The following is a 20,261-nucleotide window of genomic DNA, read 5'->3' on the forward strand; positions in this document are numbered from 1 at the left end:
TGCGTCCGGGGGCGAGAGTGGCTGTTCCAGAAGACGTCTGCGTACAGGAAAGACGGCAGTACCTGCATTTCGGGGCCTCAAGAAGCTGCACTGCGCGCGAGACCCGGCAATGTCACCCCGCTTGCACGATTGAAGTGGTTGGGGTACAACGATGGAGCTGGAACGAGATGCAGCATGTCAGCCATGGGGAGAGGTGCGATGGCAAACTTTCTTGACGCTGAATTCGAAAAAGCGGCTGCGGAGGCGACCCGGCTCTCTGAGGAACCCGACAGTGCCACGAAATTGCGGTTGTATGCGCTGTACAAGCAGGGCAAGGAGGGGGATTGCGCCAGGCCGCGCCCGGGCATGACGGATTTCGTGGGTAAGGCCAAACATGACGCGTGGACAGCCCTGAAAGGTCTGAGCCAGGACGAGGCAAAGCAAGCCTACATAACTCTCGTGAAGGAACTGAAGCAAGCCAACGAGTAGGCTCTGCATACCGCACGAACGAAAGGCTCTCCCCGGAAGCCATTGCGGGGCGTGCCGAATCCGCTTGCGGCGAGCGCCTTGCGGTACGAGAAGCAGGCTCCTGGAAATGCTTGCCCGTTTCAGAAAAACAGGCAAGAGAAACTTAAGACTTCGGGTTCCGCGCGGTATAATTAGTAATAAGAAGCTGCGGCTATTCGTCAATGAGAGGACCGCCGTCAAGATGCCGAGGGTGGTGGCCATATCACTGTTCATTCTCCTCATCGTTGGGTGCGTGCACACAACGGAGTCCCCTCCTGTGTTCACCGAAACCTGGCATGACAAGACCAGGGATGCAATGGCCGAAGACAAGGCGCGGAAACAGGCTCAAGAGATTCTCCTGGGAGATGAGAGCGACACGGTGACTGTCCGCGCCGACGAAGAAGGGCGGCCGAAGGTCCAGGTAGGGAAAGACCGATTGCATGCGGACGTGGACGTCAAGAGCGGGGAACCGCGGGTGCGTCTTCGCTACAAGCTCAAGTGGGGGCATGCCGGAAAAGACATGCCATCGAGCATTCCGCATATACCCCCGGATTCGCAGTCCGCGAACCACGAAGAAGAGGCCTCCAACGGCGAATAGCCGGTTCAGAAACGGTTCTCTTCCCCTTTCAGAATGCGCTGTAGATTGGCCCGGTGGCGGATGAAAACGAGCACCGCTACGGCGGTTGCAACGGCGCGCAGGGCCCATCCCTGGGGCAAGGCGTGGGTCGGGTACGTCGCCCATTCGTGAGGCAGTACATACACCGCGATGAGCAGCGCCGTTGCGGCGGACAGACTGCCCGCGCTCACCATTCGGGTGGCATACACCACACCGGCAAACACGCCCGCGGCGATTACGGTGGCGACCGGCGTCAAGGCCAGGAATACGCCGGTACTCGTCGCCACGCCTTTCCCGCCCCTGAATTTAACGAATACGGAAGCGATATGACCCACGATAGCGGCCACGCCGCAAGCCAGAGGCGCATACGGCCAGTCACTCAGCAAGGGGGCGATGACTAGAACCGCTACAAGCCCTTTCCCAACATCGCCTGCAAGCGCGATGGCGCCCAGTTTCTTGCCAAGGACACGCAGAGTATTGGTGGCGCCGATGTTACGGCTGCCGTGCTCGCGGATGTCGACGCCGCGAAGCGCCTTTCCGAACCACAGGCCCGTAGGTATCGAGCCCGCAACGTAGGAGAGGACGATGGCTGCGCCCGTCTGCCACGTCATCGGCGTTCCCTCGTTTCCTCGCGCAGTTCAAGCCGGAGCGGCACCCCCTGGAACCCAAACCGTTCCCGGAGCCGGTTCTCGATAAAACGCAGATAACTGAAATGAAACAGCCGCTTCTGGTTGACGAAGAGCAAAAACGCGGCGGGTTTCACCCCGGTCTGCGTGCCGTACAGTACCTTGGCCCGCTTCCCTTTCTGGGAGCCGGCGGCTTCTTGGCCGCGCAACTCCTCGAAGAAGCGGTTCAGGTCGGGCGTGGTAATGCGCTTTTCCGATTCCGCGCGCACCATATCCACGAGATCGAAAATCTTGAAAAGCCGTTGCCGCGTGATATTGGAAATCGTGATCGAGGGCACGTAGTTCAGAAACGGGGCTTTCAGGTTCATCTCTTCGGCCAGTTCCTTGAAACGCCGGTCCTTATCCTCGATCAAATCCCACTTGGTCCACACGAGCACCATGCCGGCGCCATTTTCGCGTACATACGAGAGGATGCGTTTATCCTGCTCGGTAACGCCTTCGGTGGCGTCGATGAGCACCAGGCATACGTCGGCGCGGCGGATCGCCCGCAACGACCTGCTCACGCTGAAGTGCTCGACGGCCTCCTTGATGCCCGCTTTGCGGCGCATACCGGCCGTGTCGATAAGAACATATGCCCGATCATTCCACACAAAGTCTATATCTATGGCGTCGCGGGTGGTTCCGGGTTTCTCGTCGACGATCGTGCGCTCCCTGTTGAGAATGGCGTTTACCAGAGACGATTTGCCGACATTGGGTTTTCCGATCACGGCCACCTTGGTGCCCGGCTCGTGCTCTTCGGCGGCTGCTCGGGCGTTTTCGGGAAGAACTCCGATGACAGCCCGCACCAAATCCTCAATTCCCAAACCATGTCCGGCCGAAACAGGCAGCGGTTCCCCGAGCCCAAGGACGTAGAAGTCCGCAAGGTTAATCTGCAAGCGTTCGTTGTCCAGTTTGTTGACGGCCACAAACACGGGCTTGCCATACTTGAAGAGCTCGTCGCGGAGTTCTTCGTCCGTCCGGGTAATCTCTTGCTGCCCATCAACGACGAAGATGATGGCATCCGCCTCTTCGAGGGCGGCCCGCACCTGCTCCTGGACCTTGTGCGATACGGGGTCGAGAGGATTCTCGACGACCCCGCCGGTGTCCACCAGGCGAAACTTCTTTCCGAGCCACTCGGCAGTGCCGTACGTGCGGTCCCGGGTGATGCCCTCCTCCGAATGGACGATGGCTCTCTGCTTTCCCACGATGCGGTTGAACAGCGTGGACTTGCCCACGTTGGGGCGGCCACAAATGGCGACAAGGGGCAATGCCGGGGCCTTCGCCATCACGCTGCTCCTTTGCGCCGTGCTTGACGCAAGCCTTCAATGAAATAGTCTATCAGGGAGATGATTGTCATTGCAGTGGCCGCATAGAGAAGGCCGCCTGCAAGATTACACGCCAACAAGACGGCCACAATATAGGCCAACTGGAAAACCGTCGTAAGCTTCCCCGTAAGCCGCGGCCGTACCCGCAATATCTGGAAAAAGTCGCTCAGAACATATGCGCCCATGCTGATCACCACATCGCGGCCAAGCACGAGCGCCGGAAACCACTGGGGCACGGGATGCGCAAACGTCTCATTCACCGCGAGAAACACCAGCGTGACGTTAATCAGCAGCTTGTCGGCGATTGGGTCGAGGATCGCGCCCAGCCGCGATTTCTGACAGAATACGCGCGCGATGAACCCATCGACCGCATCGGACAGGGCAGCCGCCAGAAACGCGGCCAGCGCGACGACCCGCCAGTGCGGCTGGACCGCCGTATACGCGACGACGCTCCACCCAATAAAGGGTATCGACAACAACCGGGCGATGGTGATCCAATTCGCGATGGTCACGATGGCGCCTCTGACCGGACCGATGCAGCCCGTAATTCCCCATGTCAGCCCCGGGGCCCAGGCAATCGCAACCCCTTGATTCTTGTACGGTTGTGAAACAGGAAGTTGCCTGCCAGACTATATCATCCCTCCCCCGGACGGTTCAATGCCCCTTGCGGGCCCCCTCGCGGGCCCCCTAACGATCGCGCACGGGGAATACGCTTGGGACAGGTCACCCGGTCTTGCTTCGCGGAATCTTGGGTGCCACGGGTGTTACGTTTTCTCGTGTTCTTCTGCCTTGGCGATTTGTCGTTTGATCTGGGCAATCAGTTCGGCGGGCGAAAACGGTTTGGTAAGCAGGCCGTTTGCGCCAGCTTGCCGGCACCGCACCATGGCCTCAGCCGTGTGGGCTGAGGTGACACAGATAACCGGGATATGGTGGGTCTGCGGGTTTGCCTTGAGGTGTTGGCATACTTCGTAGCCGCTCATCATGGGCATCATGATATCCAGCAGGATAAGGGCCGGTTCCTCGGACTCTGCAATATCCAAGGCGCTGATGCCGTCATAGGCCGCGACGCTCTCGAAACCTTCGTTTTCAAGTGCGCGCTCGATGAGGCTGACCACATCCGGCTCATCGTCCACGATCAGGATTTTCGGCTTGGCCAATGTCCTACTCCCTTCCGCGTTGTTTGAGGCCCGCGGCATGCAGGTCGCGTGTATGCATACGTGTTCGCTCGTGTTGCCGCAGTCGCGTTTTGCGCAGTGGTTTACGCAACGGCTTGGCTTCCTGACGGGAGACTTTATCCTGGAGAACCTGGATTCCGTGCTCCACGAAACCATCGCTTTGAAGAATATTGCGCACCACCAGACCCATGACCGGCTTGGTAAGAGGTTCCCGGAATTCGTCATCGCGCATAAGTTGGACGTGGACGTGCATGCCCGGCGGCAACGATTCCATCATGCGCACCAGCATCCCGTACGCATTGATGTCCAGGATGACGCCGCGCATGTGCACATCCGGCGCGTCTTCGGGCCAAACCAGACACGGGCGGCAGGTTTCCGTGCGGGGAGCTACCCGTTTCCCGCGGCGCAGCGATTTGCTGTCGGTAGAAAAGAACATTTCATCGGCCATGTGGCGCTCCCCTGCCCGTCGGCCTCAAGCAACGCTCGCACACAGAATAGCGGCGGGCGCTCCAAGGCTGACGGAACACTTCTGTCCTTCCTATACTCTTAACATACCGTAACTTGACAAGGTTTTCCAGTGCCCTGTGCAGTATCTGCGGTATTCCCGGGAGTACGGGCAGAAAGGCCAATCCGCACGACACATATATTATCCAATAAAATCAAATAAGTTACGAAATATTGTTTGACAAACACGGGCGGCGTGGATACAATTACAGCATATAGTGGTATGCGGCGCATTGGCAACCGTATATTGATAGACCCCCGGCCCGAGTTAAGAAAAAGGGGCTCCAAGAGGTGCCGTAGAGGTGAAGGCTTGGCTCAGATGGTGAACGGACAAATGGTACGCATGCCGGTTATTCTGGTTACGGACGATGATGAGGTCGTCGTGCAGGTGCTTTCGCAGTGGTTCAAGGCCCGCGGGTTTATGGTGGACATTGCCCGCGATGGTTTGGAAGCCGTCAATAAGTGCAGGGACCGGCTCTTCGACGTGGTCACAATGGATATCGAAATGCCGAAGATGGGCGGTATCGACGCTATCCGGCTAATCAAGGCCTTCAATCCGGCGGTGCCGGTTATTGTGTTGACGGGGTATGCGACCCGGGCGGATTTGGCGGAAGGCTGCCAGGCTGACAAGATACTTGCGAAACCTATGCCCTTGAGCGCCCTTGAGCAAGAGGTGCGTGCCTTGCTGCGGCCGTCTGCCGCCGCAGCGAACGCCTGACCGCCTGCTTTTCCGTGTTGCTATTAGCCGTAGAACCAATCCAGCGGCACGCGGAGGATCTGCGTGCGGTTGAGTTCGCCAACCGTGGAATCGCCGGCACAATGGGCGACCAAGGCCGCGTCATCCACGAATTCCAGGGCTGTATAGCAGTACCAACCGTCGGGGTTTGTTTCCAACATGCGCACGTTTCCCCACGTCTGACCCTCGTCTCGCGAGATGGCCGCGGCAAACGGAGTGCGTTTCCCTTTCAAAGAGGCATCAATACTACTGTGATCGTTCCACAACAACAGCAGGTCGCCTGTCGCGGGAATGCGCTCGATGGTGGCGGGAGATACCGGGCTCATGATGTTGGTCAATTCGGCTGGAGTCCAGGTGAGCCCCTGGTCGGTCGAGAATGACCGCATCTGACAACCCTGGTCCGTGCGGCACAACATCATGAGGCGCCCGTCTTTGAGGGCAACGACGGCGGGTTCCTGAAGGCCGGACTGGCTGTCTTTCGGGGCATCGAGGATCGACTGGCTCGGGCCCCACGTCTTGCCGCCATCGTCCGAGAGGTAGCACATCGCCTGGCCGCGTCTGTTGAAGGTTTCGCCGGGCAGGCTATGGCGCGCGGCGGGAATCACCAGGCGGCCGCTCTCGAGCTGGGTCACGCGGTCGTTGTTGACCACAAAATACCCTGCGGGCTCGATGCACAGGATGGGCTCGCCCCATGTCTTCGCCTCGTCGTTCGAGATGCGCATGACCGGGCGGCAGTCGCTGGTCGAGTTCTTGCGAAGATAGAAAAGCGCAATCTCCCCTGTCTGAAGCCGCAGCAGTGACACCGACATGACGTTCATGCCGCCCTCGTTGGCAAGAATAACGATGTCCTCGCCGGACCACGTCTTGCCGCGATCGGTCGAGACGCGTCCCGCCAGGAAAGCCGCGCCATGGTCGCTCCCGCTTTCGGTGAAATGGGTGTAGACGAAGAGCAGCCGGCCGTCGTTCAACTGGATGAAATCGCCTTCGGAATTGCGCGAATTGCCGGCGCCGGGCGACAAGACGAGGACGCGCTGAGGCCCTTCGGGTTCCGCCGCGACGGCAACAAGGCTCAGCACACACGTAACTGCAAGAACGGCAACATGCTTCATGACGCAATCTTTCTCCAGGGTCTGGCCGAAGACCTTTTCGACGGGCCCGGCGTGTTCAGCAGCCTCTGCCGCCTTCGCTGGCTGCCCGGGCCTTGGCGGATGCGGTTTCGATGGGCGGCAGGGGCTCGGGCAAGACGCCTCTGGCGCGTTGCCACATGAGCGCGGCTTCCAGGATCATCCAGGCTTCGAGGAGCAACACGGCGCTGCCAATTGCGGCCAGCAGCCAGTTCGATTTTCCCAACCACGTGACGACGTTCGTGCCCATGGCCCAGGCCGGCAGGATTACCATGATCGCAAGCGGGATTGCGAGCACGTACGCCGGGCGGCTGTGGCGGATAAGGTAGAAGGCGACTACCAGGAAGGCCAGTCCGGCGAGAAGCTGGTTGATGGCGCCGAACAACGGCCACAGGATCAGGCCGCCCGACCCGGGTCCGTTCGGGCCCGGGATCATAGCCAGCGCTCCCCCCGTGAGGACCGCCACCAGGGTCGCGGCATACTTGTTGCGCAGCGCTGGAACGCGAACCACGCCCGCCAGTTCTTGCACGATGTAGCGCTGCAAACGAGTGGCCGTATCAAGGGTGGTCGTGACGAAACATGCGATCATGACCGCGGCGATCCCCTTGGCCAGGGGGAGCGGGATCTTCAGAGCAGCAATCAGGTTTCCCGCGCCTTCGACATACGCGCCAACTTGGCGCGCGAGGCCGCTCATGGCCCCCCACCCGCCGCCGTAATAAGCGGACCACGCGGCTGTGCCCGTGACCGCATGGCCATCCTGCATGACACCCAGGCCGAGCCCCGCGCCGCACGCCACAATCACCAGCACGGCAAGTGCGCCCTCCATGAGCATCGAGCCGTATCCTACGAACTGGGCATCCACTTCGTTGCGGAGCTGCTTGGATGACGTGCCTGACGATACCAGGCAATGGAATCCTGAAACCGCGCCGCACGCCACAGTAATGAACAAGAAAGGAAACAAGGGCGGGGCGTCCCCCGGCACGTCGGCATTAATGGCGGGGGCCACCATCTCCGGCTGGGCTACCACCAACCCCAATACCAGGAGGACCAGTGCCACGATAAGCTGGTGGGAATTGATGTAATCCCGCGGCTGCAGGAGCGTCCAGACGGGGAGCACGCTCGCGAAAAAGCAATACACGAGAAGGATGGCCGTCCATATAACCACGACCGATTTCAACCCGCTGAAAAAGCCCACTTCGGTGCCTGCGAACAGGGGGATGCCGAGTAGCGCGCTGAGGTCGACGGGCAACAGATAAACGCCGACTGCGACGGCAGCATACAGGATGATAAGAGCCCCGATCGAGGGCAAGAGCAAGTTGCCGCCGTACCTGTAGATCCAGAAGCCCACGGCCACCGCCACGGGCATGGCCACCCAGGCCGAAAGCACGCTCTGGGGATAAATCGAGAAAATGACGGCAATCACGAGCCCGAAGATGGCAATCACGACCATGAGCACAAAGAAGAGAACTATCAAGAACAGCACGCGGGCCCGGGGGGATATCATTCGGCCGGCGATGTCCCCGATAGACTGGCCCCGCGAGCGGACAGATACCACCAGAGCGCCGAAATCGTGCACAGCGCCTATGAAGATGGACCCGAACACCACCCACAACAACGCCGGCAGCCAGCCCCAGAATATGGCAATGGCAGGCCCGACAATCGGCCCCGTCCCGGCTATCGATGTGAAATGATGGCCAAACAGGACCTCTTTGCGCGTGGGAACGTAATCGACTCCGTCTTCCATCCCTTTCGAGGGAACGAGCGCGTTGGGGTCTAGACGGAATATCTTCCGGGCTAGAAATCGTCCGTATGTATGGTACGCAATGACGAATCCGACGCCTGAAAGTAGCGCTATCATTATGCTTGTCATCTCTGCTAATCCCTCCAGCGGTAGAACAAGGCTCATGATGCGAAGAAGAACGAGCCCCGGATCTATGGAATCCAGTATACCGCGAGGCTGGCGCATTGTGAAAGTCAGGCCTGGGACGTGACCCGTGGCTCCGCCCCTGTGGCGTGGGCGGCATGGTGTCGTTTCGTGGCCCCGGTGTCTGGTCCCCGCGGACGAAAACGACGGATTCGGAGACCAAGGGACCCCGGGAACAAAAAGGAGCGCCGCGGCCGCCGTTGGCTGAAACCGGCTCTTCCGGGTGCTCCCGATCAAGGCGCGCCAGAGGTGGGGATGCCGGATTCGCCGGGCTGGACCCCGGCGGTCCCGGGGGGAGTCTGCTCTCAGCAGGCCGCGCCCTCTTGAGTTTCTTCGGTCCGTGGGGTCCCTTCTTTCTGGACACAAATACCCCTCAGATTGCCCCGCGCCGTGTATAGTATTTGCGATGGTAAGTGCATGATTTCGCCACATGAGGCATAATGATGCAGGTTTGACCGTTCATCGGCGAGGCGGTGACGCCGTGACATGTGCGATGTTCGAGCTTGAGGGGTGGGAGTGCCGGGTGTGCGAGGATAGGGGAACGCCATGAGCATCGTCTCAATACCCGCGGTATTTATGGCCGGCGCGGTGGTATGCATGTGCGCCCACAACATCCTTGTATATCTCCGCGTTCGTGACCGGCGTGAACACCTCGCGTTTGCCGTAACGTGTTTGTTTATCGCGCTGTATGCCGCGGCCACGGCAGGGCTGTACAGTGCCGCGTCACCGGAAGACGGCCAGTTCTGGCAGCGCTTGCAGGTCACGGCGGTCATCTACGCAGCGATTGCGTTCGTGTGGTTCATCTCGCTGTACACGGGGCAGCTTGCGGGTTTCATCCGCAACACGTTCTCGATTTACTACGCGCTGAGCAGTCTGGTGTTGTGGTTTGACCGCAGCGGTCTTTCCTGGCCGGGCGATCGCCCTTCCGTGAAGCATATAAACCTTCCGTTTGGCTGGCACGTGGTGTATCAAGAGATGGCGCCGGGGCCGCTGGTCGAGATTACCAGCGCCATAGGCCTTGTTTTCCTGGCGTACATACTACGGGCTTGCCTGCGTTTTTACCGGGCCGGCCATAAGACCAAGGCGCGGGTTTTGTTATGGGCCATCTTGCTGTTTGTGTTCGGTGTCGCCAACGATATGGCCGTCACCGTGGGCATGTATAAATTCATTTACCTTATTGAGTACGCGTATTTTGGCATGGTCTTGTTGATAGACCAGGCTCTCACGCGCGACATGCTCGAGACCGTCCGCCTGCGCCGGGGCCGCGTGGCCGATGAAGGCCGGTACAAACGGATGTTCCAACACGTGGACGACGTCTATTTCGAGGTAAGTCCCGAAGGCCGCATTCTGGACGTGAGCCCGTCGGTGCAGCGCGTGACAGGCTTGTCCCGCGAAGAAGTGATCGGACGAATTGCCGATGACTTCTATGCGCGCCCCGAGGAACGCGCGGAATTGCGCCGACGTATCCGCGAACAGGGCCGCGTCGAGGGCCTTGATATGCATTTTCGGCTGGGCAACGGCCGCGAAGCCGATTTTTGCATCTCGGCGACTCTTGTTGCCGGCACGCAGGACGCGCCTCCCCGGGTTGTGGGGTCGTTGCGGGACATTACGAGGCGCAAAGAAGCCGAGACCGCACTTGCCCGCGCGGCGCATCTCCACGAGCGGATGCGGGGGCTGGCAAAGACGCTCGATAGCGCGCAGTCGCTGAATGCGGGTCTTAACGAGGCCTTGCAGACAGTGATGGAGATGGCGGGGTGGCGAGAGGGCGCAGTCTATGTGGTTACCCGCGGGCGGCCGGTTCTGCGCGCGCGCCAGCATTTGCCATACGCCGCCGCAAAGGCCCTGGAAAGCCTGCCCACAGAAGAAGAAGATGTGTTGGCGGCACTGTCCGCGGGGCGGCCCGTAGCGCTCGGTTCCCTGGCGTGGGACTTTCTGGCCGTGCCCGAGCTGCGGAACTATCAAGGCGCGCACGTGGTGTCGTGCGTGTCCGGCGACCGGCTCGTAGGATATCTGGTGCTGGCATCGTCAAGCGGCCGTGAGAACCGTGACGCGCTCGAGGCGGAAACGGCCGTTGCGTCGGAAACAGGGACCTTCATTACCCGCTGTTTCTTCATCGAGGCCGTGCAGCGGCGCGAGGAACAATACAGGCGCGCCCAGGAATTTGCTCATGTGGGGAGCTGGGATTATGACGTTTCCGACGGGAAGCTGCGCGGGTCGTTTGAGACAAGCCGGATCTTCGGATTCTCCGAAGACATCGAAGCAGTGACGTTGACGGAGCTCAGCGAGGTGATTCATCCGGCCGATCGAGACCGTATCGTGGCGGCGTTCGGCGATTTTGTGAGTGGTGCGGTGGATACCTACGATGTCGAATACCGCATCATCCGGCAAACCGATAAGACCACGCGTACCGTGCATTCGCTTGCGCAAGGCGTCGAAGACGATGCGGGGCGCATCTCCAAAGTCCTGGGAACGGTGCAGGACGTGACCGAAGAAAAGCAACTGCAGCAGCAGTTGATGCTGGCACAACGCATGGAGTCGGTGGGGCTTCTCGCGGGCGGAATCGCCCATGACTTCAACAACATCTTGTCGGTTATTCTATCGTACAGCGATCTGCTCCTTCGCGGCATGGACTCCAGCGACCCGAAGTACGCGATGATTCATGAGATCGGGCAAGCGGGCGAGCGGGCGAGCCATCTGACGCAGCAATTGCTCGCGTTCAGCAGGCGCCAGATCATGGAAATGCGCGTGATCGACTTGAACGCGGTTCTTCGGGAAATGGGGCCGATGTTCGAGCGCTTGATAAGCGAGCGCATCGAACTGCGTCTGGAACTGGATGATAGCTTGCGGCCCGTGCAGGCGGACGCCTCTCAGGTTCAACAAATCATGATGAACCTGGTCGTCAATGGGCGCGACGCCATGCCCGACGGCGGGATACTGACCATCGCCACGCGTTGCGCCATCATCGACAAGCCCGACCGCGGCCAACCGCCCAATTGTCCCGCGCCGGGCGAGTACAGCACGATATCCGTTTCGGACACCGGAACAGGCATGGAGTCCGGAGTACTCGACCGCGTATTTGACCCCTTCTTCACTACGAAAGCTGCCGGAGAAGGCACGGGGCTTGGTCTCGCAACCGTATACGGCATCGTAAAGCAGCATGGCGGGTACATCTCCGCGGAGAGCACTCCGGGGAAGGGGTCGCGTTTTCAGGTGTATTTCCCTGCCGTAGACCAAGCACCGGAAAGAGATGCGCAACCCAAGGTTCCGGACACTGACGCCCGAGGCACAGAGACGATTCTGGTAGTCGAAGACGAGGAGATGGTGCGGGATCTGACCAGCAACGTCCTGCAAAGGCACGGCTACGTGGTGCTGACCGCCGAGGATGGAGAAACAGCTCTTGCGGTGGCGGCAAGCTGCGGCCAGCCTATCCAGCTCCTGTTAACCGACATCGTCATGCCTGGGATGAACGGACGGGAACTGTACGAGCAATTGGCGCCCCGTCAGCCCGGGATGAAGGTGCTGTTCATGTCCGGCTATTTGAACGAGATCGTCTCCGACCGCTCAAGCCCGGGAGCTGACTCCGCTTTTCTGCAGAAACCCTTCACCGTCCAAACCCTGACCGAGAAGGTGCGCAGCATTCTCGATTCGTAGCGTGAACGGTCTCCGCAGAGCGTCAGATGTTCAAGAAGGCGGGGACATCGCGGATCGAGGCAAGAACAGGCGCTCCGGTTGCGCGCAAGCGGCTTTCCGATTGGTGACCCTGAGCGACCAGGACACATCGGACCCGCAATTCCCCGGCCACTTCGAAATCGTGCAGGGTATCTCCAATCATGAGCACGGAGTCTTGAAGCGGATTGGTCTCGCTCAGCCATTGCCTTCCCAAGTCGGCCTTGCTCTCGGCATAGTGATTGTGGAGGCCGCGGATCGTATTGAAGTACTGCGTCACGCCAAAATGGTTGACGGCGTGGAGCAGCATGTCATGCTGGTGCGCCGAAATCAGGCATTGGCGCAACCCGGCATCGCGAAGCCGCGCGAGCGTTTCGACGGCGCCGTCGTACAGGGCGGCAGCCGAATAGACATTCTCGCTATACATCTTGATCCACTCGCGCGCAGCTTGTTCGAAGGCTTCGGGCGAAGGGTCGAAACCGAGGGCCTTGTAATACTCGATGACCGGGAACGTGAATCGCTCGCGATAGGTGGCCAGATCGACCAGCGGAATTCCCCTGGCCCGGCTCAATTCATGCAGGGCCGTCAGGCACAGTTCGAGGTCGTCGAGCAACGTGCCGTTCCAGTCCCAAACGATATGTCTAATCCGCAAGGCAGTCTCCGTCTTCACACGCGCCACCGCTGGAGCGGGGTTTGATGATTGCGCCCTCCGACCGCGACACGACGAGTGCGCCCACACTGTCACCCGTGATGTTCACTACGGTCCGGCACATGTCGAGAAACCGGTCTACGCCGATAATGATACCTATGTACTCGGCGCCGATGCCGGCTTGTTTCAGCACCAGGGGCATCAACGCAATACTGCCGCCCGGTATGCCCGCAGTGCCAATCGAGACCATGATCGCCGACAAGAATACACCGAACTGCTGGGCAATTGTCAGGTCTTTGTTGAGAACCTGCGCAATGAACAAAACCGCCACGGCCTGATAAAGAGCGGTACCGTCCATGTTTACCGTGGCGCCAATGGGGAGCATGAAATTGGCGATGTTCTCATCGGCGCCGATGCGCCGCGACGTGCAATCGATTGTAACGGGCAGCGTTGCGGAACTCGACGAGGTGCTGAACGAAAGTTCGATGGCCGGGGCAAAGCCTGCAATGAATCGCCACGGCGAAACGCGTGCCGCAAGGGGCAGCACGACGCATACGAGAAGCGCGAAATGCAGTCCCAGACCCGTCACCACGGTCACCACGTACCAGGCGAGGGATACGACATAGTCGATGCCGAGTTCAGCGATGGCTTTGCTCATCAATGTGAACACGCCGATAGGCGCAAGATACATGATCCCCAGCACAAGCTGGATCAGGGCTTTGTCGAGCACCCGAAACACATCGAGAGCGGCCCGAGCGCGAGCGCCCAGCGAAGCAAGGGCGCCCCCAAGCAGGATGGCGAGGAAAATCACGGCCAACGGATTCTGGCCCGCCATGATGGGATTTTCGATGACCGCCGGCAGTGCTTCTTCCTGGATGAGACGGCCCACGGAACGGCCTTCCGCGGATGTTCCCGGAGCCGGCGAAAGCGCGCCCTGCGACAATTGCAGCTCGCTCTTGCCTGCCCCGGGGCGGATCACGCTTACGCACGCCATCCCTATCAGGACCGCTATGCATGTCGTTATAAGGTAGTACGCGATAGCCTTGAACCCGACTGAGCCGAGCTTGCGCGGGTTGCCGATCCCCGAAACGCCGCATATGATCGAGACGAAAATGAGCGGCGTAACGACGAGTTTGAGCAAGAGGATAAATATCGTGCCAAAGATATTGAGGTAGTCGACAGCAAACGATTCCGCGCCCATGACCTTGAAAGCCCATCCCGCGAACACGCCGGCCGCCATCGCCAGGAAGATCTGCGTGGGAAGCTTGAACCAGCGCGGAAACAGGAGAAAGAACACCGCCATGGCGGCGGTCGCGATGCCCGCGCGAACGGCGGCTGCGGGCCAGTCGACAGAACCTTCCTGCGTGCGTACGGATGCAATTCCAAAGAACGCGCCCAACAAAAGGATGCCCGCGAGAACAAACACGGTGCGTCTCATCCGGATACCCTGCTCCTCAAGTCGTGTTTCAACCGCGATGAGAGAATTGTCAGCGGGAAGCACCCCTGGATAAGCGCCGCCCGATGGGAAGATGCATTATCGCGAGAGCTTGACCGCAAGAACCGCCAGCACCAGCGGAATCAAGGCCACCAACCACCACTTATTTGCCAGAAAGAAGTCGTAGACTTCCGCAATCCAAGTCATGTCGATGCCCCTGGCTAGCGGTACCGGTCCAGAACGCCTTCGCGCCATCGGTCAAGTTCTTTGGAATTCATGTCGTCGCGCGTTTTGACGGCGATTTCGGTCTGTTGCTCCACATATCGAACAGGGTCCGTAAACCACGAGCCGAACAGCATGATGATGGCCAGAATGCCAAGCCCCGAGCTTGCCAGGCACTTTTCCCGGTCTTCCCAGAACTTCGCGTAGGTCAGGCCGATGAATGCCCACACAAAGGCAAGGATGGGCAGAAAAACCACGATATAGGCCATGGGGAAATAGGACCCATCGCCCAGCGTAATACCCCGAAACGAAGGAAAGACGATGATCAGGGTGGCGCCAATCACGCCAAAAACGGCCAGAAGCATGCTGAACTGCCAGGGCTGCCATTTCCGGTACCCGCTGCGGCTCAGCACCACCTCGTCAGCCGCCACCTCTTCGTCCTCGAGCTCGCCGGGCAGAGGGGCTTCACTCTCAAGCGCGGCCAGACTCGTGTCGCTTCCCTTCTGTGCCGGGGCAGGCTCGCGATCGTGAGGATGCTTCTTGTGCTTGTCCGACTTGCGCGCTCTGCGCTCGTCCTGGCATTTGGGGCAGAGTTTCACGCCTTTGCGGGTCTCATAGACATGTTCGGCGCCCACAAACATGCCGCACTGGTCGCAATGGACGCCGCATTCCTCGCAGAGCAATTCGTGCGTAATGCCGCAGTAGCCTATGGCACTCCGGAAATTGCACTTGGAACATTCCATTGCCTCTTCCTTCCCGATTGCGGTCTCCAACTTCAGTCTAGCACGAGACCCTCGGAATGTCTACGGGACCGCAGTTCAGGCATACCGGACTTGCGGCACCCGTTTCGACTGGCAATAATGAGGCCGGATACAGGCATTTCGCACACGGAGAATGGCATGCACGGGAACGGTTCCAGTTTAAGACAGGCATTCGCACTCGTAATTCTAACCGTTGGCGGATGGCACGCAGCTGCCAGCGACTGGCCGCAGTGGCGGGGGCCCAACCGGGACGGCGCCTGGGCGGAAACGGGGCTTGTCTCGAGCTTCTCGGCCCCCCAGATTCCCCTGAAATGGCGCGCAACCGTCTCGAACGGCTATTCGGGGCCGACCGTCGCAGCCGGGCGCGTCTACGTCACGGATCGCGTCGAAGCCCCCGAAGAGACCGAGCGCGTACTCTGTTTCGACGCGGAAACCGGCGCGCCGGTATGGGTCCATGCCTATGCGGCGCCTTACGGTCCGCTCAGTTACAAGGACGGCCCCCGGGCGTCCGTTACGATCGCGGACGGGCTGGCCTATTCGCTTGGTGCGGTCGGACACCTCCGATGCCTCGATGCGGCCAGCGGCGAGTTGGTGTGGAAGAAAGACCCCGGCGCCGGTTACGAGGTCGAGTTGCCCACCTGGGGCATCGCGGCGGCGCCGCTGGTCGATGGCGAGCTCGTGATCGCCCAGATCGGCGCGCGAAACGGCGGATGCCTCATGGCATGGGACAAGCGGACCGGCCAGGAACGCTGGCGCGCGCTCGACGACCCCGCTTCCTACTCGGCCCCCGTGGTAACCGAGCAGGCGGGACGGCGTGTGGTGATCTGCTGGACGGGCGATAACGTCGCGGGCCTCAATCCGCTGACCGGCGAGCTCTATTGGAAGGTTGCCACGCCGCGTTCGAGGGATGTCATTAACGTTCCTACGCCGGTCATCGCGGGGGACCGGATGTTCCTGACATCGGTGTATGAGGGCTCGTACTTGTTCCGTCTCGGGCAGGACGCGCCAACGGTCGAGCTCCTCTGGCACAGGGCAGGCGAAAGCGAGATCAAGAGCGATGCCATCCACGCCATGATCAGCACGCCCCTGATGCTCGGAGAATACGTCTACGGGGTCGACTGTTACGGCCAGGTGCGGTGTCTCGAGCCGAAAAACGGCGACCGGGTGTGGGAAGATTTGACCCTTGTGCCGCAACGGCGCTGGGGCACGATTCACATGGTCCAGAACGGCGCTACCACCTGGATGTTCAACGAAACCGGCGAGCTGATCATCGCCACCCTTTCGCCTGAGGGCTGCCGGCAAATCAGCCGGGCGCAACTCATCGGACCCACCACCGGACAGCTTGGCCGGGGGGACGGCGTGTGCTGGTCGCACCCCGCGTATGCCAACCGTTGCGTCTTCGCGCGAAACGACCAGGAATTGGTCTGCGCCGACCTCGCCGCGGAGTGACCCGGCTTCTTGCGCGGCCCCCGCGCCGGCGTCCTTCCCTATTCGCCGTAGACCCGCATCTCAAACACGCGGGCCGAGGGGTCGCCGTTCGTGGCGTGGACCGTGAGTCGCAGGCGTTGCGCCGTAACCGGTTCGAACCGGTGGATGCGGCGGCGTTGGAAATTGCCCCGGACCGTCGCGAGCGTGCGCCATTCCCCGTCATCGTATGCGGCCAGTTCATAGTCGCGAACGCATTGAGGCACGAGCGGCACGGTATGGCACTTCTCGTTCAGGTCGGTATCGAAGGTCAGGTACACGGCCGTGAACCGTTTCGCATCGCCCAAGTCGAGTTCGAGCCATTGCGGCAGGGCCTGATAGGGGTCGGACGCCCATTGGTTGCGTGCGCCGCCGATGATGCGCGTCACGCCGTTGACAATATTGCCGGCATCGTACCGCGCGGGGACCGCGATGGGCGGTTCGGTGTGGAACGCGTACTGTTCGCCGGGAACGGCCGTCCAGCGTCCGTCGCCGCCGTAGGCGCGGCAGGTTCCGAGGGGCGCTTTCGACATGAGCCGCCAGGAGATGCCTTTAGCGGGAGCCAGCCACACCCACGCGAAGGGGAATTCCGCGGGGACATCCAGCGGGAACGCGACCCAGGTCTCCACCTCGGGCAGCGCCGTGGCCGTGACCGCGGCAAGGTCCGAAGCAGACGAGAAATCGCCTGTCTCGTTCGCTCCACGCAGGTGGAGTTCGACATCGGCCGGTTCCGTGCGCTCGGACCGCAGCAAGGCGTAAAACACGCCGATGGTCCTTTGGGTTCCGGTGGGGAATTGGACCGCCCGGGGCATGTTGAGCGGATGCATTTCTCCCGGCTGGACCTCCATCTTGCTGAATTCGTCGAAGGTGCGCGTGCTCGACGCAGTGACGGTGGCGGTCCGGGCCACGTCTTCGGGATCCTCGTTCTGAAGTCCGGGGATGTACTGGTCGTCCTTGAGCAACCGCTGCTGAAAGGCGTCCATCTGGCCGCGATAGATGTCACGCGGGGTCATGTGGTGCAAGGCGCATTCGGCGGCGGCGGTTCCCGCAGCCTGGCCGAGGGCCGCCAGCGTGCCCTGCACGCGCACCGTGCCCAGAGCCATGTGCGTAACGCTCATATCGCGTCCCGCCAATAGCAGGTTGTCGATGTTGCGCGAGTAAAGGCACCGGAACGGGATGGTGTAGATGGGCAGCCGGTCGTTGCTGTGAAACGGCCCTTCTTTGCCCGACAGGATCCCCCCGGGATGATGCACGTCGAGCGGCCAGCCGCCGTACGAGATGCGGTCTTCGAAAACGCGCCCGGCTTGCACGTCGTTCTGCGTCAGCACGTAATCGCCGAGCAGACGGCGCGACTCCCGTTTGGCGTCTATGATCGGCACTTCGATCAACGCGAAATTCGCCGCGCGTTCCCGCTCGGGCCAGGCGTTCTTGATGAAATCCCAATAGCCGTAAGTGATGCGGATGAGCGTGTCGCGGGCCCATTCCGCGTTCCAGACATCATCAATGTCGTTGGGGTGTTCGAGCCACCATTCGCCCGTGACGATATTGCGCGGCGTTCGGCCGAATTCCCCCGCCGGGGGCATCGTGATGGCCCATTCCGGCGCCTGGTAGGCCACGGGACGGCCCAGGTCCGCGGCACGGTACGATACTGAGTCTCCCCCCATGAGACAGCCGCTCATGGTCAGCGAATCCGCGGTTTCCGGGGCATGGCTTTCGTTGTACTCGTTGCGCGCTTCGCGGCCGGTGCGGCAATCGGCGCCCGCATAATAGCCCACCCAGCCGTCGCCCGTGCCGTCGACAAACACGAGGCCCCCGTAGGTGGTCATTGCGCCGGTCAGAGTATCCACGGCCGTTACGGAACGAATGCGCGCGTCGCCGTCCTTGTCTACCGCCACGACGTGCTGATTGAGGAAGACGGAGAGGTTCCGTTCGTCCCCGGCCGCGAGGCGGAAAGGTTCGCTCATCTTCGAGAAGCCATAGCGGGCCTTGATCCGGCCGACCTCCTCGATGATGCCTGTCTCGCGGGCATTGGGATGAGCGCTCGCAGCCCCATTGATGGACACGCCCAACTCGTCGCTCGCATTGCCGCCGAGGACAGGCCGGTTCTGGATTAGCGCCGTGCGCGCGCCGGACCGTGCCGAGGCCAGTGCCGCGACCGACCCCGCCGCGCCGGCCCCGACCACGACCACGTCGAAATCGCCCGCCTGGCGTGGTTCGAGGGACAGGCCGGTCAGCCTCGCGCGTTCGAGGCGCACCGCGTCAAGCGCGTTCGGCGGGGTGTAATCGAGGTCGGTGGTCAGCAGAAGCGCGTCGCATCGGCCGTAATAGCCCGTCAGATCGCGCAGCGCCATGCGTATCTCGCCGGCTGGAAGCTCGAATTCCCCGCCCTGTTCCCAGGCCCAGTCCTGCACGTCTGCCGCACCGAAAATCCGGCCAACGGGCGCATCGTTGATCACTACGGTGAACGTTCCGGGGGAATAGGGCAGGAACCAGTTGCGCGCGCGCACCCACAACCGGTACCGGCCGGGTTTCGGCACTTCGAACGTGGTCCAGGCGTCGGCGAGGGGTTTGCCTGCGCCCGCCGCAATGAGATACGCGGAACCCATGAGGTGTATGAACTGGGTATCGCAGGTCCACTCGCCGTAGTCAATGAAGTCTTCTGCATCGATCCAGAGATACCCGTCTTCCACCATAACGATATCCCGTGCGGGTTTCTTGATGGGTTTGCGGGAGAAGTCTACGGCCGTTTCCGCGATATTCTCCGGCGGCGCTTTGGACAATGCCGCGCGCCCCTGGCGATGGAGTTCGGCGACGGCTGCCGCGGATAATGCGGCATTGTACAGGCGGACCTCGTCGAGAACCCCCTGCAACGGGTACAGGCCGCCGCACGCGCCAAGCCAGCATGGGTCAGGCGAAAAATCGAAACCGCCGTGCGCGAGTTCCCCCAACTCCCCTTCCAGAGCGCCGTCAACATAGATCCGCGCGCGCGCACCGTCGTACGTCGCGGCGACGTGATACCACGTGCCGGTTTGCCAGTCCGTCTTCTTGGCGGTGACGCCGAGGGGTTTCGTGTCAAACCACAGAACGAAACCCACCCGGTCTTCCGCAAAACGCAGGGCAAACGCGCCTTCCTGCCGGACAATGGCCGGAAAGAGGCGGAAGTCCAGGGAATCCAGCTTCACCCATGCGGCGATTGTGAGAGCGGTCCGCTCGCCGAGGCCCGAGACGGGCGCACATCGCAGAGATGAGCCGCGCCCCTCGAACCCAAGCCCAGCCCCCTCCACCCCCGGGACAATTGCAGCATTTGACGCGTAACCGAGGTTGCCATAGCCGGACTGGTCCCACACCAGACCGTCATCGCAGCCGTCAAAAGTGAGGTGAAGACAAGGGAAAGGCGCCGGGTTTTCCGTACCCGCGGCGCGGACGCTTGCACACGGCAGGAGCATGAGCACCACGGCGGTTGAGAGGACCGGTTGCGCATTTCGCCAACGCATGATTCGAATCCCTTT

General features: G+C 61.1%; 16 protein-coding genes. 5 read left to right on the forward strand and 11 right to left on the reverse strand.

What is annotated here, in order from left to right; all coding sequences use genetic code 11:
- The first annotated feature begins 198 nt into the window (after positions 1-198).
- Together PLJ71_02930 and PLJ71_02935 are read left to right on the forward strand one after the other, a co-directional pair.
- The gene (locus tag PLJ71_02930) at positions 199-468 is read left to right on the forward strand and encodes an acyl-CoA-binding protein (protein HQM47610.1); all 270 of its coding nucleotides are present in this window, start codon (positions 199-201) and stop codon (positions 466-468) included.
- Between the two features lie 295 nt (positions 469-763).
- Positions 764-1,084, forward strand: a complete 321-nt coding sequence (locus tag PLJ71_02935; GenBank protein ID HQM47611.1) for a hypothetical protein — start codon at positions 764-766, stop codon at positions 1,082-1,084.
- Positions 1,085-1,089: 5 nt separating this feature from the next.
- Here PLJ71_02935 and plsY read toward each other — a convergent pair whose 3' ends face one another.
- From plsY to PLJ71_02960, 5 genes are all read right to left on the reverse strand, one after another.
- Entirely contained in the window at positions 1,090-1,713 is a 624-nt protein-coding gene (gene plsY, locus PLJ71_02940; protein ID HQM47612.1) for a glycerol-3-phosphate 1-O-acyltransferase PlsY, read from the reverse strand.
- Positions 1,710-3,053 carry a ribosome biogenesis GTPase Der gene (der, locus tag PLJ71_02945; GenBank protein ID HQM47613.1) on the reverse strand — a complete coding sequence of 448 codons (1,344 nt, stop codon included), beginning with the start codon at positions 3,051-3,053 and terminating at the stop codon, positions 1,710-1,712. The genes plsY and der overlap by 4 nt, the downstream gene beginning before the upstream one ends.
- On the reverse strand, positions 3,053-3,604 hold the full coding sequence (locus tag PLJ71_02950; GenBank protein HQM47614.1) for a CDP-alcohol phosphatidyltransferase family protein: 552 nt from the start codon (positions 3,602-3,604) through the stop codon (positions 3,053-3,055). Before PLJ71_02950 ends, der begins: the two co-directional genes overlap by 1 nt.
- 252 nt (positions 3,605-3,856) lie before the next feature.
- Complete coding sequence (locus tag PLJ71_02955) at positions 3,857-4,249, reverse strand: response regulator (protein ID HQM47615.1); 393 nt, start codon at positions 4,247-4,249, stop codon at positions 3,857-3,859.
- A gap of 4 nt (positions 4,250-4,253) precedes the next feature.
- Positions 4,254-4,715, reverse strand: a complete 462-nt coding sequence (locus tag PLJ71_02960) for a hypothetical protein (protein HQM47616.1) — start codon at positions 4,713-4,715, stop codon at positions 4,254-4,256.
- A gap of 375 nt (positions 4,716-5,090) precedes the next feature.
- Between PLJ71_02960 and PLJ71_02965 the strand changes: the two genes are divergently transcribed.
- Positions 5,091-5,489, forward strand: a complete 399-nt coding sequence (locus PLJ71_02965) for a response regulator (GenBank protein HQM47617.1) — start codon at positions 5,091-5,093, stop codon at positions 5,487-5,489.
- Between the two features lie 23 nt (positions 5,490-5,512).
- Here PLJ71_02965 and PLJ71_02970 read toward each other — a convergent pair whose 3' ends face one another.
- Positions 5,513-6,616 carry a sialidase family protein gene (locus PLJ71_02970; GenBank protein ID HQM47618.1) on the reverse strand — a complete coding sequence of 368 codons (1,104 nt, stop codon included), beginning with the start codon at positions 6,614-6,616 and terminating at the stop codon, positions 5,513-5,515.
- 55 nt (positions 6,617-6,671) lie between these two features.
- The gene (locus PLJ71_02975; GenBank protein ID HQM47619.1) at positions 6,672-8,501 is read right to left on the reverse strand and encodes a carbon starvation protein A; all 1,830 of its coding nucleotides are present in this window, start codon (positions 8,499-8,501) and stop codon (positions 6,672-6,674) included.
- Between the two features lie 600 nt (positions 8,502-9,101).
- On the opposite strand from PLJ71_02975, the gene PLJ71_02980 reads away from it, so the two are divergent.
- The gene (locus PLJ71_02980) at positions 9,102-12,206 is read left to right on the forward strand and encodes a PAS domain S-box protein (protein HQM47620.1); all 3,105 of its coding nucleotides are present in this window, start codon (positions 9,102-9,104) and stop codon (positions 12,204-12,206) included.
- 22 nt (positions 12,207-12,228) lie between these two features.
- On the opposite strand, the gene PLJ71_02985 is transcribed toward PLJ71_02980, so the two are convergent.
- The 3 genes from PLJ71_02985 to PLJ71_02995 form a co-directional block, all read right to left on the reverse strand.
- On the reverse strand, positions 12,229-12,873 hold the full coding sequence (locus PLJ71_02985) for an HAD family hydrolase (protein HQM47621.1): 645 nt from the start codon (positions 12,871-12,873) through the stop codon (positions 12,229-12,231).
- A complete protein-coding gene (locus tag PLJ71_02990; GenBank protein ID HQM47622.1) occupies positions 12,863-14,308 on the reverse strand; it encodes a dicarboxylate/amino acid:cation symporter in 1,446 nt (481 codons plus the stop codon). Before PLJ71_02990 ends, PLJ71_02985 begins: the two co-directional genes overlap by 11 nt.
- Before the next feature lie 218 nt (positions 14,309-14,526).
- Entirely contained in the window at positions 14,527-15,270 is a 744-nt protein-coding gene (locus tag PLJ71_02995; protein ID HQM47623.1) for a hypothetical protein, read from the reverse strand.
- Between the two features lie 156 nt (positions 15,271-15,426).
- Here PLJ71_02995 and PLJ71_03000 point away from each other — a divergent pair, with 156 nt between their 5' ends.
- Complete coding sequence (locus PLJ71_03000) at positions 15,427-16,737, forward strand: PQQ-like beta-propeller repeat protein (protein ID HQM47624.1); 1,311 nt, start codon at positions 15,427-15,429, stop codon at positions 16,735-16,737.
- A gap of 38 nt (positions 16,738-16,775) precedes the next feature.
- Here the strand turns inward: PLJ71_03000 and PLJ71_03005 are convergent, their stop codons facing one another.
- Positions 16,776-20,246 carry an FAD-dependent oxidoreductase gene (locus PLJ71_03005; protein HQM47625.1) on the reverse strand — a complete coding sequence of 1,157 codons (3,471 nt, stop codon included), beginning with the start codon at positions 20,244-20,246 and terminating at the stop codon, positions 16,776-16,778.
- Between the last annotated feature and the right edge of the window lie 15 nt (positions 20,247-20,261).

It is taken from the genome of Candidatus Hydrogenedentota bacterium (genome assembly GCA_035416745.1).
Lineage (GTDB): Bacteria > Hydrogenedentota > Hydrogenedentia > Hydrogenedentales > SLHB01 > UBA2224.

Coding starts and splice junctions, on each gene's coding strand:
- PLJ71_02970 (HQM47618.1), bottom strand. CDS start 6,616: ATGAAGCATGTTGCCGTTCTTGCAGTTACGTGTGTGCTGAGCCTTGTT.
- PLJ71_02965 (HQM47617.1), top strand. CDS start 5,091: ATGGTGAACGGACAAATGGTACGCATGCCGGTTATTCTGGTTACGGAC.
- PLJ71_03000 (HQM47624.1), top strand. CDS start 15,427: ATGCACGGGAACGGTTCCAGTTTAAGACAGGCATTCGCACTCGTAATT.
- PLJ71_02980 (HQM47620.1), top strand. CDS start 9,102: ATGAGCATCGTCTCAATACCCGCGGTATTTATGGCCGGCGCGGTGGTA.
- PLJ71_02995 (HQM47623.1), bottom strand. CDS start 15,270: ATGGAATGTTCCAAGTGCAATTTCCGGAGTGCCATAGGCTACTGCGGC.
- PLJ71_02930 (HQM47610.1), top strand. CDS start 199: ATGGCAAACTTTCTTGACGCTGAATTCGAAAAAGCGGCTGCGGAGGCG.
- PLJ71_02990 (HQM47622.1), bottom strand. CDS start 14,308: ATGAGACGCACCGTGTTTGTTCTCGCGGGCATCCTTTTGTTGGGCGCG.
- plsY (HQM47612.1), bottom strand. CDS start 1,713: ATGACGTGGCAGACGGGCGCAGCCATCGTCCTCTCCTACGTTGCGGGC.
- PLJ71_02975 (HQM47619.1), bottom strand. CDS start 8,501: ATGACAAGCATAATGATAGCGCTACTTTCAGGCGTCGGATTCGTCATT.
- der (HQM47613.1), bottom strand. CDS start 3,053: ATGGCGAAGGCCCCGGCATTGCCCCTTGTCGCCATTTGTGGCCGCCCC.
- PLJ71_02960 (HQM47616.1), bottom strand. CDS start 4,715: ATGGCCGATGAAATGTTCTTTTCTACCGACAGCAAATCGCTGCGCCGC.
- PLJ71_03005 (HQM47625.1), bottom strand. CDS start 20,246: ATGCGTTGGCGAAATGCGCAACCGGTCCTCTCAACCGCCGTGGTGCTC.